Here is a 14268-nt window from a genome sequence, read left to right on the forward strand (position 1 = left end):
GTGTTCGCAGGTCAGGCCGTTGGTGCAACGAGTAGCGAACTGAGTTTCCAGACACTCGTTCCTGGTCAGGACAGCGGTTTCCTGCACACCCACAAGACTCACGAGGAACTTTACATTATCCTGAAGGGTGAAGGCCAGTATCAGGTGGATGGTGAGATATTCCCCGTCAGCGAAGGCACCATCATCCGCGTCGCTCCCGATGGCAAGCGTGCGCTGAAGAACACAGGCAGCGAGAACCTGACCATGCTCTGCATCCAGTACAAGGCCAATGCCTTCACCGAGGCTGACAGTCCCATGACTGATGGTGTCATCCTGCAGGAAGAACTGAAATGGTAAGCGAGATGTTCGACAAAGCAATTCAGTTTCTGAAAGACCACAAAGAGATTGCCCTTGCAACGTGCGAGGGCAATCTTCCTAAGTTGCGCATCTTCCAGATCATGAAGCAGGAAGGGCATGTGCTCTACTTTGCCACTTCTGCACAGAAGGCAGTCTATCGGGAGTTACGCCAGAATCCCAATGTTGAGATACTGGCCTACGCAGATAATATATCCGTCAGATGCTCAGGCATGGTGAACTTCAATGTCGAAGACGGTGTGAAACGATGGATATATGATAATAATCCCGTGCTGCCCCGCCTTTATACAAGTTATGACCAGATGGAATACTTCTGCCTGCCAATAGCAGAGATGGACTATTACGACCTGTCTCCAACACCGCCGGTATTTCAACATTTCGACCTCATTGCAGGTGAGGTCGGCAACGGTTTCGTTGGTGAGAGGTACAAGAATAATCAATAATTTTATTTCTATAACGATTCAAGATATGAATACAAACAGACTAGCTAATCCGCTATCTCAAAAAGGTAGCGGATTTTTCATATCCTTATTCGCCTATGATTGTTATTACCAACTCTCTGGAACCACCACAATTACGATATTCGCAGAAGTAGATACCCTGCCATGTGCCGAGATTCAACTTTTGTTAAAACTGATGGCAAAGATAGCGATTTTACGCTGATTATTGGTAAATTTGCAACAAAAGTTGCGAAAATGGGCTGCATCTCAGCAAAAAGCAAGCTTTCTGCATTCGATTTGCACCATCTTTGCCACCATATTTAAATGAATTTAGGCAAAAGAGTATTATAAAACAAATAATATGAAGAGTTTTAAGTCAACAGTAGGATTTATCTGCGTAGTCCTCATGCTGGCAGCGTGTGGACAGCAGAACAAAAATGAAACAACTATGGATTTTACAGATGATGTTCAGGTGGCTCTCGCCGACAGCGGGCGCATCGATTTAAACAGCCTGCAGTGGACACGTGAGCCAAAGGGCTATGAGGTAAAGGGCGACACCATTCTCATCACCACTGCACCAAAAACCGACCTCTGGCAGCGCACGTACTATCACTTCCAGAACGACAACGCCCCCGTTCTGCAGATGAAGACCCGTGAGAAATTCTTCAGTTTCGTGGTGAAGACCGACTTCACAGGCAGTCACCATCGCTTTGACCAATGTGGTATCGTGATGTATCTTGGCAGCGAGAACTGGCTGAAAGGCTCGGTGGAATACGAGAACGATGAGTTTCAGCATCTGGGTAGCGTAGTGACGAACAATGGCTACTCCGACTGGGCCACGACGGCTATTCCCGCAAACGTGAAAACCATGTGGTATCGCTTCTCCCGCCGCGAGGATGACTACTGTATCGAGTGCTCTGCTGACGGACAGACGTTCAGCCAGATGCGTGTCTGCCACATGCCTGCTGCCGCTGATGAAATCAGCTTCGGCATCTATGCCTGCTCGCCCGAGGAGTCGTCCTTCACAGCCATCTTCTCCGATATGAAGATTACCGAATGTGCCTGGAAGGCTCACGATGGTCAACAGCCTGACGAGTAAATTCCAATTTGGCAAGTCCCTTTATTTGTACCTTTTCACTTTATTTCGGCTGAAGACTCTGGCGATACTCGCTGGGCGACAGGCCAAGATGCTTGGTGCAGTAACGGCTGAAGTATGAGAGCGATGTAAAATTCATCGCATCGGCTATCTGGGTGAGGGACAGGCGTTCGTCATTCAGATAGTCTTTCAGTATAGGTACGGTGTGGCGGTCGATGTATGAGGTGACGCTGTGGCCGGTCACCCGTTTGATGGTGGCAGAGAGATATTTTGGCGATACGTTCAGACGCTCGGCATAGTAGCTCACATCACGCTCCGTTCGGCTGATGCCAGTGGCAAGCAGAGCCATCAGTTGTTTCACGATGTAGGCTGTGCGGTCGGTATGGGTGTCTGTTGCATCACGCCCAGCATGGGCCTCGAAGATGTCGTACATCATCGTTAGGCACAGACTGCCCATCAGTTCGCGATAAAACTGCAAATGGCGGTCATCCATGCGGTCGTGAAGACGATGGAAGTCATCAAGCAGATGTCGTGCTTGTTCATCTGTCAGTTTGATGATGGGGTCTTGGTTCAGCGAGATACTGCCACCGATGCTGTAGTTGTTCGATGGCAGCAGGTTCTGTAGGAACTTGTAATCGGCAGCAAACCACTCCACCTGCAAGTCTGCATGTGCCGCCAGGTTGCTGATACGATCGGGCATCGGTATCACAACCAGGTCGTTTTTTACGATGTGATAGCAATGCTCGTTGAACACAAAACTTGCCTCACCTGCCGTGCAAAGCAGATGCATGCAGGTGTGGCTCAACTCACGGGCATTCATCCCGTAGAAGTCTGTGGAATATAGAAAATCTGAATTCATATCTTTGTCTTTTGGGTGCGAAGATACACATTATTTTATATATTAAAGAATGATTTGTGTAAAAAGTGAAAATCGTGAAGTAATTTGTGAAACCGATATATCGAAAAATCGCCGTAACTTTGCACCCAGATTCAAAAGTATATTTAAAATGAATATCAAGTGTATCATTACTGCCGTTCTGGCTTTGCTTGTATCCACAGCATGCAACGGCGGTGCTAAACAGGAGAAAGTTATGAACAAAGACGGAAAGGCAATTGTAGTGTTCTTCTCGCATGCGGGAGACAACTACGCAGTAGGAAACATCGAGGTGGGCAATACGAAAATTGTGGCAGACTACATCACAGAGTTAACTGGTGCTGAGCAGTTTGAAATTGTTACCCACAAGTATGACGGCATGGCTTATACACCACTCATCAATCTGGCGAAGGAAGAGGCTAAGAACGGTGAGTTGCCTGAATATGAAGGTGACATCGACCTAAACAAATACGACACTGTGTTTATTGGTGGCCCCGTATGGTGGGGCACTTATCCGCAAGTAATGTTTACCTTCTTCAAGAAACACGCTAATGACCTGAAAGGCAAGACAGTCATCCCTTTCACCACCCACGAAGGCTCGGGTTTGGCCAATTGTGTGGAGGATGTGAAGGCAGCCTTCCCAGGGGCCAACGTCCAGAAGGGCTTCAGCATCTACGGTCACGAGGTGCACACGGAAAAGAAAAAGGTCGAGAAGTGGCTCAATGGTTTAGGATATTAAAATTGGAAATTATGGAGTATATTACATTATCAAACGGTGTCAAGATGCCGACATTGGGCTACGGCGTGTTTTTGGTAAGCCCTGACGAGTGTGAACGTTGTGTCAGCGATGCGTTAAGTGTAGGCTACCGCCTGATTGATACGGCACAGGCCTACCAGAACGAGGAGGGCGTTGGCAATGCCTGGCGCAAGAGTGGTATCAAACGCGAAGATCTGTTCCTCGTTACAAAGGTATGGATTTCTAATGCCGGTGAGGAAAAAGCAGCTAAGAGTATCGACGAGAGCCTGCGCAAGTTGCAGACAGACTATATTGACCTATTGCTTATCCATCAGGCCTACGGCGATGTGTTCGGTACTTGGCGGGCTATAGAGAAGGCGTATCGTGCTGGCAAGGTTCGCGCCATCGGCGTCAGCAATTTTCAGGCAGGCCGTTTCTTCGACTTCGCCCACTATGTAGAGCTGAAGCCGATGGTGAACCAGTTGGAGTGCAACACGCTCTCTCAGCAAACGGGCATCGAGCCGATTCATGGCGAGTTTGGCACCAAGATGATGGCATGGTATCCACTCGGTGGACAAGGTACTGACGGCATCGTGAAGAGTGAACTGCTGGCAGCTATAGGTGCTAAGTACAATAAAACAGCTGCCCAGGTTGCCCTCCGATGGCTCACCCAGCGCGGCATCGTAGCTATTCCCAAGTCGAGTCATAAGGAGCGTATGGCGCAAAACTTCGATGTCTTCGACTTCTCGCTGAGTGAGGATGATATGGCTCAGATAGCCAAGATGAACCAGCACGATGCAGGCACCAGAGATTTCGGTGACCCGCAGTTTGTGAAGTACTTGATAAAGACATACGGATGATGAAACAGGTATCAGTATTAGTGGGTGCTGGCAGTATTGGACAGGCTATTATCCGTCGTGTGTCGGCTGGTAAGCACATCGTGCTGGCAGACTACTCCATAGAGAATGCTCAGCGAGCAGCAAAGGCGCTGGAGGATGCAGGCTTTGAGTGTTCAACTATCCAATGCGACCTCGGCTCAAAAGAGGACATATTGAAGTTGGTGGAGTTTGCCACCAACAAGGGAGACGTGACAAATGTTGTCAATGCTGCTGGTGTATCGCCGTCACAGGCTCCTGTGGAAGAAATACTACGCGTAGACCTCTATGGAACAAGTGTCCTGTTGGAAGAGTTCGGTAAGGTGATTGCAGAGGGTGGCTCAGGTGTGATTATCTCGTCACAAAGCGGTCATCGTCTGCCAGCCTTACCACAAGAGCAAAACGATGCCTTAGCAACGACTCCTGTTGACGAACTGTTAGATTTGCCATTCCTAAAGGAAATCAACGACACGCTGAAAGCATACCAATACTCGAAGCGTTGCAATGTGCTCCGGGTGATGTTTGAGGCTACCCGCTGGGGGCGTCGTGGAGCTACCATTAACTCTATCTCACCAGGTATCATCATCACGCCATTGGCTAACGATGAACTGCATGGCCCGCGCAAGGATGGTTATCTGAAGATGATAGAGGGCATGCCAGCCCGTCGTGCAGGAACGCCAGACGAAGTGGGCGATATGGCTGAGTTCCTAATGTCCTCGCGCGGACGTTTCATCAGCGGTGCCGACTTCCTGATTGACGGAGGCTGCACAGCTTCCTATTGGTATGGTGACTTACAATATCTAAAAGCGACACATTGATGAACCGCCTTATTACGATATTGTTTTTGGGAATAACAACAATCATCATGCAAGCAAAGACGGACAAAGAACAGATAGAAACTCTCTATCGAGACATGTACGAGGCTATGGTGGCAAAGGACACGGTGGTACTAAACCGTGTCCATGCCGATGATTTTGTGCTGACTCACATGACAGGGATGCACCAGTCGAAGCAGGAATACATCAAGGCGATCACCAATGGTACGCTAAACTATTTTTCTGCCGAGCATGAGCAGATGGAGATCAAAGTCAGTGGCAATCATGCTACGCTGACAGGTCGCAGCCGAGTTACTGCAGCTGTTTTCGGAGGCGGACGTCATACTTGGCATCTGCAACTCACGCTCCAGTTAGTTAAACGTAACGGTCAGTGGATGTTCACCAACGCCAGAGCATCAACATATTAAACTCCTGCTGTGATTACCCATGTATAAATCCTAATTATTATTTTTTATTCTGCAAATCTTCTCTCCTGCAACATATTTTGAGCCGTAGAGCAACACGACTTTGGAAGTTTCTTTGTAATTTTGTACCCGAATTCTGATATTCGGTAAAACTAAAAAACAAATACACATTATGAAGGTATTATTATTAAACGGAAGTGCCAACAGAAAAGGCAACACATTTACAGCACTATCGGAGATTGCTAAGCAATTGGAGAAGAATGGTGTAGAGTCAGAAATCATGCAACTGGGTAACAAGCCCGTCCGTGGCTGCATTGCCTGTGGCCAGTGCAGGGCAAAGCAACTGGGCCAGTGTGTCTTCGATGATGATGTCTGCAACCGTATCGTTGAAAAGCTCAATGAGGCTGATGCCCTCATTGTGGGTTCGCCTGTCTATTATGGTCAACCCAACGGTGCTGTGATGGCAGTCCTGCAACGTGCTTTCTACTCAGGTGCCAAGGTTCAGAACAAGCCTGCGGCAGCGGTAGCTATCTGCCGTCGTGGTGGTGCTACGGCTGCATACCAGACGATGAACATGATATTCGAGATGATGAACATGCCTGTGGTTACTTCGCAATACTGGAACATCGCTTATGGTCAGGTACCGGGTGAAGCGGCACAAGACACAGAGGGTATGCAAACCATGCGAACCCTTGCCGACAATATGGCATGGCTATTGAAGAAGATTCATGCCGAAGGCAACCCCGAATACCCTGAGCGCGAACCTTGGAGCCCTATGAACTTTATCAGATAAATCAGAGACAATGACGATACAAGAATTTCGTGATTACATGACATCAGGCAAACCCGTCGTTGGCGGTGGTGATGTCCACATGATGTTTCATCAGCTGTCGCAGGAGGCACTGAAGATAACAGCAGAGATTAACGGCAGGTATCATACTCCAGAGCAGCTGCACGATTTGCTGGAACAGCTTTGGGGGCGTGAGGTACCCAAGACGGTAGGCATGTTTCCTCCGTTTCATACCGACTGCGGCAAGAACACCATCGTTGGTGAACGGGTCTTCATCAACATGGGTTGTAAGTTCCAAGACCAAGGTGGCATCACCATCGACGAGGGTGCACTCATAGGTCACAACGTCGTGTTGGCAACCATCAACCATGACCTTGACCCTGCCAAGCGTCAAAGCATGAGCTATGCACCAATTCACATCGGCAAAAACGTATGGATAGGAGCCAATGCTACCGTGTTGGCAGGCGTAACTATTGGTGATGGAGCCGTAGTAGCTGCTGGTGCAGTAGTGACAAAGGATGTAGAACCGAATACGATTGTTGGAGGTGTGCCAGCAAAGGTGATTAAAAAGATAGAAGAATAAAATATGAAAAAGGTTATTGTTATTTCTACGAGCCTACGTCATGGCTCAAACAGCGACATACTCGCCGACCAGTTTGTGGAAGGTGCCAAGTCTGCAGGAAACGAGGTGGAGAAGATTTCTCTCGTTGGCAAGAACATCCAGTTCTGCAAGGGTTGTCTGGGTTGCCAAAAGTTAGGGCGTTGTGTCATCAATGATGATGTGAACGACATCATGGCCAAGGTGCTGAAGGCTGATGTTATCTGCTGGGCAACACCTATCTACTATTACGAGATGAGCGGCCAGATGAAGACCCTCATAGACCGCATGAATGCGATGTATGAACAGGATTATGCGTTTCGTGATGTCTATCTGCTGACTACGGCTGCAGAGGATGAAACCGAGACTCCGAAGCGTGCAGAGACGGGGTTGACGGGCTGGATAGACTGCTATCCCAAGAGTCGCCTGGCAGGAACGCTTTTCTGCGGAGGTGTGAATGACCCTCGTGAAATTGAGGGCAATCCGAAACTGCAGGAGGCTTTTGATTTAGGAAAGAGCATCAGCTAAGACAATGAAGAGTAAAATGGTTGCTGGCGAAACCAAACGGCTGAGCCGAGTGCTCCGCTCTTATGCTGAAAAGTATGAGACGGCATTTTTCATTGAAGGAGATCCGTCTTGGTTCATGCATCAGGCAAGTGGCAAGGCAAATCAAGAAGTGACTGCTTTCATTGCTGCGTGTCTGGGTTATCGAATTGAGGGAATACTCGACTTCTCGCTCATCGGTATTCTTGCTAAGATATCAACTTGTTTGGCAGAGAATGGCATTGGTATCTTCGCCATCTCGACCTTCAACACCGACTACATCCTGACCAAGGCAGAGAACTTTGAGAAGGCAGTCAAAACGTTAGAAGCCGAAGGATACAAGATATGTTGACCATCGACACAACAAATATGTGCTCACACCTGCAAAAGAAACATGACGCTGACCTACATCTTCCATAGCGGCTTTGTGCTTGAAACGGAGCAGTCCATCTTGGTATTCGACTACTGGATGGATCCCTGTGGTGTGATGGATGGCGTGCTACGGAGTGAGAAACCCATGTATGTTTTCTCCAGCCACTTCCACGAAGACCATTTTACGAAGGAAATCTTTGAGTGGAAGAAGCTGCGTGAAGGTATCACCTACATTCTCTCCAAGGACATCTACAAACATCGGAGAGCCAGCAAGGAGGATGCTGACGTATGGTTGGCAAAAGGTGGTATATGGTCTGACGATACCATATCCGTATGGGCGTTAGGCAGCACAGACAGCGGCGTGTCGTGGATTGTTGAGACCGAAGGTAAACGTATCTTCCATGCGGGCGACCTGAACAACTGGTATGCAAAGTTTCTGTCAGACGACAATCCTGATCAGGAGCGATACAGCTTTGAGATGGAGGAGGTGTTTAACCCGATAGCTCACGAGAAGCAATTCCTTGGCGAGCTGAAGGATATCCGCAAGGTTGCCGACAGTTTCGATGTGGTGATGTTCCCCATAGATGGGCGTGTCGGCAACGGCTATACCCTTGGTGGCCGACAATTCATCGAGCGGTTCAAGGTCGGACTGTTCGTTCCTATGCACTTCACTTCAGGCTTCGAATCTTCATGGCGCATGAAGGAATTTACTGACGAAAAGGACATCACTTTCTGGGAAATCAACAGGGAAGGAGAAACTATTGAAATCTGAGTGCCGCTCGGCTTTGCCGCTTGCCTAAGCAAGAACTTTTTCCTATCAATATACGTCTAACAGATAGAAAATTTTAAAAGATAACGATTATGATACTCTCAACCGCTCGGCGACGAAGGAGACGCTTGGCTCGTCCAAGAACCCCACAGATTGAAGGTCACACCATCCGCGACATCGTAGGAGGCCGTGCTGGCGCTTACGAGAAGGTGCTTTCCGAAGCCAAGGACACCTCCATGCAGGAGATGATACAGCGTGCTCAGGCTCTTGGAGCCCGCTCGAGCTCTGCTCGCTTGCTACCAACGGGACGCAAGAATGCCATCGTAGGCATTGACATCGACTATGAGACTGTCGTCACAGACAGATGAATCAGAATATATCTTTTAAATTGCACTACCTAAATCATCTGTGCCAACTGCTATATTATTGCCTAACTTTTATATAAACTTGTTTTTATAACTCTATCACACGGAAAGTGTAAGGGGGGAGCGTGAGGGCGTTGGGGCCTGCTACTCCTTGCTTCATCTCAAGCGTCTGGTCGGTGGGCTGACCGCTGAACTCCTCGGTCTTGCTGTCGGCTGGGATAGTGAGGCCGTTGGCTTTGATGGTGAGCTCTACGGGCAGGGCGTTTACCAACTTGAGATAGCGACGGCCGGTGGCACTGTGGCGAACCAGACTGACGCCTACGCGATGTTTAAGTTCGGGGGCAATCTGGATGTCGGTGCTCACGTACTTGTCGCCACCATATACCGAGAACATGCGCTGAACATGGTAGGCAGGGGTGGGGCGGACTTCGGTGTTAGAGAAGTAGATCATGTCGGGATCCCAGTTGTGGTGCTTATCCTTGGCCAGCATCGGGGCGTAGCTGGTCATCTCTACCACGTCGCCATTGCGCTCAACATCGGTGAGATAGAGGGCTTCGGCCAGTGCGGTCTCGATATTGGGACGCTTGACATTGGTTGAGGCTGCATATTCGCCAAGATAAACCTTAGGCATGGTGCGATCGTAACCGTCGTAATAGTTGCGATGGTGCATGAACCAACCGGTTGACTCGTAGTAGTGCTCATCAACCATATACTGCAGCTCGGGATGGCGCTTGGTGAAGTCCCATCCTTCGACGTAATCGGCACTTGGGGCGTGGAAAGGTCCTACGGTGCCACAAATCTTAATTTCGGGATATTTCTGACGGATGGCCTTGCAGATCATCTCGTAGCGCTCTTCGAACACGGTGCCGATGATGTCCTCGTTGCCTATACCTATATATTTAAGGTTGAATGGGGCGGGGTGACCGGCATCAGCGCGAAGCTTGGCCCACTTGGAGGTGGCGGAATCGCCATTGGCCCACTCAATCAGGTCGAGCAGCTCCTGGATGTAAGCTGGCATCTGATCCATAGGGATGCCGCACTGCTGACCGCCTATACCCTGGGCGTTGGCGGCTGAGTTCTGGCATGGAACGCCTGCTGCAAGCACTGGGAGTGGCTCGGCACCGATGTCTTCGCAGAACTGGAAATACTCGAAGAATCCCAGTCCGCGTGTCTGATGATAGCCCCAGATATTGAAGTCGGGTTTGCGGTCCTGAAGTGGACCTACGGTGTGGTTCCAATGGTAGATATTGTCGAGGCCCTGACCATGGCTCATGCAACCGCCTGGGAAACGGACGAACTTGGGCTTCAGGTCGGCGATGACCTGAGCTAAGTCGCGACGCAGACCGTTAGGACGGTTCAAAAATGTTTCTTGTGGAAAGAGCGAAATCATATCGAGTCCCACACGGACGGACTTCTGCGGAATGATGGCCAGACGGGCCTTGGTGCAGCTCTTCTTGGTGCTGAGCACGCAGGTGTACTGTTGCCAATCGGTGCCCTGGGTTTTGAGTTTGCTGCTGGCAAGTATGGTGCCATCGGTGCCTATTAGCTGAATCGTGAAGTTCTGCTTCTGACCGTCGGCCAGAACATACATCGAGAAGTTGTACTTATGGCCGGCCTCTACGGCGATGCCATCCCAACCCTCGTTCCACAGTGTGTCGGCAGCAATCACAGCATAGTGGGGATTGTTGCTGCTGAGTGGGTGCTGGGTGGAAATATCGATAGGACTGGCTGAGTGCCAGGCGGTGGTGGCGTTCCACTCGCGACGATCTTTTGCGTTGTATTCGAAGTCGCGGTTCTGAATCAGTTCGGCATACAGACCGCCATCGGCAGCATAGCTGATGTCTTCGAAGAAGATACCTATCAGTTTGTCGCTGATGGTCTTCTCGCTGTTGCTCACGTGAAGTGTGGCTGTCACAGGCTGATGGGACAGCAGGGAATTCTTGGCATCGTCGTGCATGCGCTCACTGCTGAGACGTGCGTCGGCCTGCAACTGTTGGAAGTGACTAGTGATGGTGCTGAGCTCCTGCGCTGTGATGTCGAAGGTGTTGCCCTCGTGCAACTTGCCTGCTATGGTGGCGGTGTCGCGCGTCCAGGCAGCCTGATCGATCAGGCTCTTCTGGTCTTTGCTGAATTGACGGAAGTTGCCCGATGCAGATACCCAGCGCTTGTCGCCGGTCTTCGTCTGATAATAGATGTCGAAGGTGCCATTGTCATTGGCAAAGACTACCGGCTTGAGGCACTGTGGCGTTGACATCACAGGATAGTCTTGTGGGCGCCAGGTTACCAAGTTGCGGCTATAGGCTGCGGCAAAGAGTGGTGAACTGTCGTTGACCTGAAACACCAGGCGCCAGGTGCCATCGGCAGCGCGGGCCACTGAGGGGTGGTACATGCGCTTCTCGGCTCCCCATGTGCCATAGTCGGACGAGCACAGCTGACCCATCTCCTGCCAACCGTTGGGGGTGAATTGTGCTACATGCAAGCCGGCGTGCTCACCTGGGCTATAGACAAACACGCGCTTGGTGGTCTGAGCGCAAACGCTGATAGACGCTGTGGCGAAAATGCCTAAGAGGTAAAATCTTGATTCCTTCATTATTATTGTGTCATTAATTCTTTGAGGATGCAAAGGTAATGAATTATAGCGTAAAAATGCAAGTGAAATTCAGAAAAAGTTGCTTGGGAAGGAAATATCTTCAAAAACTTTTGTATATTTGTACCCGATATGATTATTACTATCTTTTTAAAACGTTACTATTTTGGAACTATTATGAACTGTAAAAAATCGCTCTTTATGGCCTGCTGGGCTGCTATGGCTGCCACTGCACAGGCTCAGATAACCATTGATATCGATGCACAGCAGCGAGGCCCTAAGGTGAGCCCCATGCTTTATGGAATCTTTTATGAGGATATCAACCATGCCGCTGATGGAGGCATCTATGCCGAACTGATCAGAAACCGCTCGTTTGAGGATGGACCGCGCTTTGGTGCTCCTGCCGACATGCAGGGGTGGGCTACCGTGGCTGCAGAGCCTTCTGTGTTGGCCGCCCGTCTCATTCAAGACTCGAAGAAAACGCCTCTGCTCAATAGTGCCCAGCACCATGCCCTGCAGTTGGATGTCAAGGCATCACCAGCTGCGCCTGTAAGTCTGATTAACGAGGGCTACTGGGGGATTAACGCCGTGCAGGGACGCACCTATCGCCTGTCGTTCTGGGCCAAGGCGCCAGCCTATAGGGGCACCGTGAAGGCAGAACTGCGCTCGGCCGACGGAAAACAGGTGTACGCTCAGCAGCAGGTGGCTGTATTCGCCGCTGCTAAAAAGCGGGGGTGGACAAAATACGAGGCCACGCTGACCGCTCTTGACAATGATGCCCAGGCGCAGTTCGCGCTTGTGTTCGATGGTGTAGGACAGGTGCAGCTGGATATGGTGAGCCTCTTCCCACCCACATTCCGCAATCGTGAGAACGGTATGCGTCCTGATTTGGCCAACATGCTGTGGCAGTTGCATCCTAAGTTTATGCGATTCCCTGGTGGTTGTTTCGTGGAGGGGCAGGAGAGTCCCGACAATGCCTTCCGCTGGCAGCGCACCATCGGTCCTGTCGAAGAGCGTGAAGGCCACTGGAATGTGAACTGGGGCTACCGTACCACCGACGGACTGGGGTATCATGAGTATCTGCAGTTGGCTGAGGATCTGGGGGCCAAACCGCTCTACGTGGTGAACGTGGGGATATGGCACGGCGGACAAACACCTTACGATAGTATCCAACCATGGATAGACGAGTGCTTGAATGCGCTGGAGTATGCCAACGGTCCCGTCAGTTCCAAGTATGGAGCCATGCGTGCCAAAAACGGTCATCCAGAACCCTTCGGAATAGAATATCTTGAGGTGGGTAATGAGAACAACCAGCCCGATCCGCGGCAGCAGAGCGATCACTATTACGAGCGTTACGAACAGTTCTACAATGCCATCAAGGCCAAATATCCCGATATGAAAATCATAGGCAATGTGGTGGCTTGGGGCGATGATAATCCGAAATGGGGCAGCAGTCTGCCCGTGGATTTGTTGGACGAGCATTATTACCGCTCGCCCGACTGGTTTGCTGATGCTTTCCACAAATACGACAGCTACGACCGCCAAGGACCTAAGGTGTATGTGGGTGAATATGCCGTGACCAATGGCTACGGCACGCTGGGCAATATGAATGCTGCACTGGGCGAGGCCATCTATATGATGGGTATGGAGAACAATGCCGACGTGGTGGAACTGGCATCTTATGCCCCCATCTTCGTCAACGAGAATGATGCCCGTTGGCGCCCGGATATGATACGCTTCAGCAGCAGTCGTGCGATGGGCACTCCGAGCTACTACGTGCAACAGCTCATGCCACAGCATCTGGGCACGCAGGTGCTGAAAGTGCAGCAAACTAATCCTTATAAAGATAAGGTGGTGAAACAGATTACGCCAAAGCAGAGTAGAGTGGGGTATGGTACATGGAACACACGCGCCACTTTCCAATGTGATAAAGAGGTGGACTGCATGTATGGCGACTGGCAGATAGAGGGTGGCATGCTGCACCAGACTGGACATAAGGATGCCACGCGCTGCATTCAGAAGGATGTCATAGACGGCGATCACTATACCTGTAAGTTCCGCTGTCGCAAAGACGAAGGGGCCGAGGGCTTTATCGTCATCTTTAACTATGTGGATGACAAGAACTACTGTTGGGTGAACCTTGGCGGATGGACCAACTCGCAGCATGCCATCGAGCAGATTAGCAATGGCGGCAAACTGCTGACCGACAGTAAGCGTGGGCGCATTGAGGCAGGGCGCTGGTATGATGTTACCCTGCAGGTGGCAGGCGACAGTGTGAAGGTATGGCTCGACAATGAGCAGCTGTTTGATACTGTGCTCAAGCGCGACCACACCAAGGGCATCTACTCATCGGCCACCATCAACGACGCCACTGGCGAGATTATTGTAAAAGTGGTGAACAACGATGATGCTGCCACCACAGCTCGTATTAGTCTGAAGAACTTTGCGCCAAGCGAAGCCCGAGTAGTGAGGTTGGCAGCCAACGACGGTATGGAGGAGAATACGCTCCAGCAGCCCACAACCATTCATCCCGTAGAGCAACAACTCTCGACAGCTGATGACCACGTGATGCTAACCGTGCCCCCATATTCGCTGAACATCGTCACAATAAAAACGTCGTGACTGCGAA

At 50.3% G+C, this 14268-nt stretch carries 16 protein-coding genes and 1 pseudogene; 14 read left to right on the forward strand and 3 right to left on the reverse strand.

What is annotated here, in order from left to right:
• Both T500_RS0106985 and T500_RS0106990 read left to right on the forward strand, forming a co-directional pair.
• A partial coding sequence (locus tag T500_RS0106985) for a cupin domain-containing protein (RefSeq protein ID WP_028907516.1) occupies positions 1–336 on the forward strand: 336 nt, incomplete at its 5' end.
• Positions 337–341: 5 nt separating this feature from the next.
• Positions 342–797: a pyridoxamine 5'-phosphate oxidase family protein gene (locus T500_RS0106990; RefSeq protein ID WP_036908786.1), complete on the forward strand. Its 456-nt coding sequence runs from the start codon at positions 342–344 to the stop codon at positions 795–797.
• An 85-nt stretch (positions 798–882) separates the two neighbouring features.
• On the opposite strand, the pseudogene T500_RS16915 reads toward T500_RS0106990, so the two are convergent.
• Positions 883–978 (reverse strand): annotated as a pseudogene (locus T500_RS16915) (YjbQ family protein); the annotation flags it as partial.
• A 177-nt stretch (positions 979–1155) separates the two neighbouring features.
• Between T500_RS16915 and T500_RS0106995 the strand changes: the two are divergent.
• The gene (locus tag T500_RS0106995) at positions 1156–1893 is read left to right on the forward strand and encodes a DUF1349 domain-containing protein (RefSeq protein ID WP_230580868.1); all 738 of its coding nucleotides are present in this window, start codon (positions 1156–1158) and stop codon (positions 1891–1893) included.
• Between the two features lie 40 nt (positions 1894–1933).
• On the opposite strand, the gene T500_RS0107000 is transcribed toward T500_RS0106995, so the two are convergent.
• Positions 1934–2749 (reverse strand): helix-turn-helix domain-containing protein, encoded by an 816-nt coding sequence (locus T500_RS0107000; protein WP_028907519.1) that lies wholly within the window; start codon positions 2747–2749, stop codon positions 1934–1936.
• A 148-nt stretch (positions 2750–2897) separates the two neighbouring features.
• Between T500_RS0107000 and T500_RS0107005 the strand changes: the two genes are divergently transcribed.
• The 10 genes from T500_RS0107005 (at position 2898) to T500_RS15410 (ending at position 9055) form a co-directional block, all read left to right on the forward strand.
• A complete protein-coding gene (locus T500_RS0107005) occupies positions 2898–3503 on the forward strand; it encodes a flavodoxin (protein ID WP_051611937.1) in 606 nt (201 codons plus the stop codon).
• An 11-nt stretch (positions 3504–3514) separates the two neighbouring features.
• On the forward strand, positions 3515–4360 hold the full coding sequence (locus T500_RS0107010; RefSeq protein WP_028907521.1) for an aldo/keto reductase: 846 nt from the start codon (positions 3515–3517) through the stop codon (positions 4358–4360).
• On the forward strand, positions 4357–5193 hold the full coding sequence (locus T500_RS0107015) for an SDR family oxidoreductase (RefSeq protein WP_036908743.1): 837 nt from the start codon (positions 4357–4359) through the stop codon (positions 5191–5193). Before T500_RS0107010 ends, T500_RS0107015 begins: the two co-directional genes overlap by 4 nt.
• Positions 5194–5240: 47 nt before the next feature.
• Positions 5241–5618, forward strand: coding sequence for a nuclear transport factor 2 family protein (locus T500_RS0107020; protein WP_036908789.1), 378 nt, complete (start codon positions 5241–5243; stop codon positions 5616–5618).
• Between the two features lie 169 nt (positions 5619–5787).
• Entirely contained in the window at positions 5788–6408 is a 621-nt protein-coding gene (locus tag T500_RS0107025; RefSeq protein WP_028907524.1) for a flavodoxin family protein, read from the forward strand.
• Positions 6409–6418: 10 nt separating this feature from the next.
• The gene (locus T500_RS0107030) at positions 6419–6988 is read left to right on the forward strand and encodes a DapH/DapD/GlmU-related protein (RefSeq protein ID WP_028907525.1); all 570 of its coding nucleotides are present in this window, start codon (positions 6419–6421) and stop codon (positions 6986–6988) included.
• A 3-nt stretch (positions 6989–6991) separates the two neighbouring features.
• Positions 6992–7531, forward strand: coding sequence for a flavodoxin family protein (locus T500_RS0107035; protein ID WP_028907526.1), 540 nt, complete (start codon positions 6992–6994; stop codon positions 7529–7531).
• A gap of 4 nt (positions 7532–7535) precedes the next feature.
• The gene (locus T500_RS17440) at positions 7536–7898 is read left to right on the forward strand and encodes an ACT domain-containing protein (RefSeq protein WP_028907527.1); all 363 of its coding nucleotides are present in this window, start codon (positions 7536–7538) and stop codon (positions 7896–7898) included.
• 42 nt (positions 7899–7940) lie between these two features.
• Positions 7941–8690 carry an MBL fold metallo-hydrolase gene (locus T500_RS0107045; protein ID WP_028907528.1) on the forward strand — a complete coding sequence of 250 codons (750 nt, stop codon included), beginning with the start codon at positions 7941–7943 and terminating at the stop codon, positions 8688–8690.
• Between the two features lie 125 nt (positions 8691–8815).
• Positions 8816–9055 (forward strand): heavy metal-binding domain-containing protein, encoded by a 240-nt coding sequence (locus T500_RS15410; RefSeq protein WP_051611939.1) that lies wholly within the window; start codon positions 8816–8818, stop codon positions 9053–9055.
• Positions 9056–9140: 85 nt separating this feature from the next.
• Here the strand turns inward: T500_RS15410 and T500_RS0107055 are convergent, their stop codons facing one another.
• Entirely contained in the window at positions 9141–11642 is a 2502-nt protein-coding gene (locus T500_RS0107055; RefSeq protein ID WP_028907529.1) for an alpha-L-arabinofuranosidase C-terminal domain-containing protein, read from the reverse strand.
• A gap of 174 nt (positions 11643–11816) precedes the next feature.
• Here T500_RS0107055 and T500_RS0107060 point away from each other — a divergent pair, with 174 nt between their 5' ends.
• Positions 11817–14261: an alpha-L-arabinofuranosidase C-terminal domain-containing protein gene (locus T500_RS0107060; RefSeq protein ID WP_028907530.1), complete on the forward strand. Its 2445-nt coding sequence runs from the start codon at positions 11817–11819 to the stop codon at positions 14259–14261.
• The last annotated feature ends 7 nt before the right edge of the window (positions 14262–14268 follow it).

It is taken from the genome of Xylanibacter ruminicola Ga6B6, assembly GCF_000687715.1.
In the GTDB taxonomy this organism is placed as follows: Bacteria; Bacteroidota; Bacteroidia; order Bacteroidales; family Bacteroidaceae; genus Prevotella; species Prevotella ruminicola_B.

What these genes read in the sequence shown, in the direction of transcription:
- T500_RS0107015 (WP_036908743.1), top strand. Translation starts at nt 4,357, where the DNA reads ATGATGAAACAGGTATCAGTATTAGTGGGTGCTGGCAGTATTGGACAG.
- T500_RS0107055 (WP_028907529.1), bottom strand. Translation starts at nt 11,642, where the DNA reads ATGAAGGAATCAAGATTTTACCTCTTAGGCATTTTCGCCACAGCGTCT.
- T500_RS0107060 (WP_028907530.1), top strand. Translation starts at nt 11,817, where the DNA reads ATGAACTGTAAAAAATCGCTCTTTATGGCCTGCTGGGCTGCTATGGCT.
- T500_RS0106990 (WP_036908786.1), top strand. Translation starts at nt 342, where the DNA reads ATGTTCGACAAAGCAATTCAGTTTCTGAAAGACCACAAAGAGATTGCC.
- T500_RS17440 (WP_028907527.1), top strand. Translation starts at nt 7,536, where the DNA reads ATGAAGAGTAAAATGGTTGCTGGCGAAACCAAACGGCTGAGCCGAGTG.
- T500_RS0107030 (WP_028907525.1), top strand. Translation starts at nt 6,419, where the DNA reads ATGACGATACAAGAATTTCGTGATTACATGACATCAGGCAAACCCGTC.
- T500_RS0107035 (WP_028907526.1), top strand. Translation starts at nt 6,992, where the DNA reads ATGAAAAAGGTTATTGTTATTTCTACGAGCCTACGTCATGGCTCAAAC.
- T500_RS0107020 (WP_036908789.1), top strand. Translation starts at nt 5,241, where the DNA reads ATGCAAGCAAAGACGGACAAAGAACAGATAGAAACTCTCTATCGAGAC.
- T500_RS0107000 (WP_028907519.1), bottom strand. Translation starts at nt 2,749, where the DNA reads ATGAATTCAGATTTTCTATATTCCACAGACTTCTACGGGATGAATGCC.
- T500_RS0106995 (WP_230580868.1), top strand. Translation starts at nt 1,156, where the DNA reads ATGAAGAGTTTTAAGTCAACAGTAGGATTTATCTGCGTAGTCCTCATG.
- T500_RS0107010 (WP_028907521.1), top strand. Translation starts at nt 3,515, where the DNA reads ATGGAGTATATTACATTATCAAACGGTGTCAAGATGCCGACATTGGGC.
- T500_RS0107045 (WP_028907528.1), top strand. Translation starts at nt 7,941, where the DNA reads ATGACGCTGACCTACATCTTCCATAGCGGCTTTGTGCTTGAAACGGAG.
- T500_RS0107025 (WP_028907524.1), top strand. Translation starts at nt 5,788, where the DNA reads ATGAAGGTATTATTATTAAACGGAAGTGCCAACAGAAAAGGCAACACA.
- T500_RS0107005 (WP_051611937.1), top strand. Translation starts at nt 2,898, where the DNA reads ATGAATATCAAGTGTATCATTACTGCCGTTCTGGCTTTGCTTGTATCC.